This window comes from Hydrogenivirga sp. 128-5-R1-1, assembly GCF_000171895.1.
Window position 1 is genome coordinate 1 of record NZ_ABHJ01000456.1, and the last position, 1,184, is coordinate 1,184.

Genomic DNA, 1,184 nt, shown 5'->3' on the forward strand with positions numbered 1-1,184 from the left:
TTATCTGCTCATACTTGCTTATGATTCATAAAGTGCGAGCTATCATATCAACAAAAATAAAAAAGCATCTTTTTGCTTTAAAGTATAAATAAAAAGTTCCTGAGCTACACCAGCTTTTTAACAATATCTGAAACCCGCGTACCAAAATAACCTTTCTCTGAAAAAACTTTTACAGCCGCATTAATAAGCTTCATTTTAGTATCTGACTGACTCATCAGTCATAAGTATAAAGAATGAATAAACTCAAGTCAAGCTTCAAAATGATATAATATTTAAAAATCCAATTTTCTATATTTGAGGAAACTTTTGATTAAAAACAGTTTTAAGGACGAAATACTTTTAGATTTTGAAATATTTATTATTGACAAAAATATTGATATTAAGAATTTGCAATCTGGGAAAAAAATATCTTTAAATGGAGAAATTATAGGATTAATTAATAAAGTTCCATTTTATAAATGTGATATTCTGTCAAAACAAGGTATTTTAATAGGAAAAATAAATAAAATATTTGACCTTGCAGAATCTGTAGAAATAGAAGAAAAAATTAAGGAGTGAAAATGGCTTTAATACTTGATGGAAAAAAGGTAGCCCAAAAAATTAAAAATGAATTAAAAAACGAAATAAAAAAATACACATCTAAAGGATTAAGAAATCCAAGTCTTGCTGTAATTCTTGTTGGAAATGACCCTGCAAGCGAAGTATATGTCAGGAATAAAAGAAAAGCCTGCGAAGAAGTAGGAATAAATTCTATATACATACATCTAAAAGAAGAAATTCCAGAAGAAGAGCTTTTAAAATATATAGAAAGGTTAAATAATGATAACGATGTGGACGGTATTTTAGTTCAGCTTCCTCTTCCAAAACATATAAATACACAACATGTAATTACTGCAATAGACCCACATAAAGATGTAGATGGCTTTCACCCAGAAAATATAGGAAAGCTTGCAACAGGTATGAAGGACTGTATAGTACCGTGTACACCACTTGGTATATGGATAATGCTAAAAGAGTATGAAATTCAGACTTATAAAAAAGATGTTGTAATGGTTGGAGCAAGTAATATTGTAGGAAAACCAATGAGTCTTCTTTTTTTAAGAAATGAAGAGGCAACCATAACTGTATGCCATAGAAACACTAAAGATTTAGCTCATCATACACAGCAGGCAGATATTTTAATA

The 1,184-nt window shown here is 28.9% G+C and carries 2 protein-coding genes; both read left to right on the top strand.

The window, feature by feature from the left end:
• The first annotated feature begins 306 nt into the window (after positions 1 to 306).
• Complete coding sequence (locus HG1285_RS00710) at positions 307 to 558, top strand: hypothetical protein (RefSeq protein WP_008289583.1); 252 nt, start codon at positions 307 to 309, stop codon at positions 556 to 558.
• Positions 559 to 560: 2 nt separating this feature from the next.
• Positions 561 to 1,184: bifunctional 5,10-methylenetetrahydrofolate dehydrogenase/5,10-methenyltetrahydrofolate cyclohydrolase (locus HG1285_RS00705; protein ID WP_008289584.1), on the top strand; the 624-nt coding region annotated here is incomplete at its 3' end.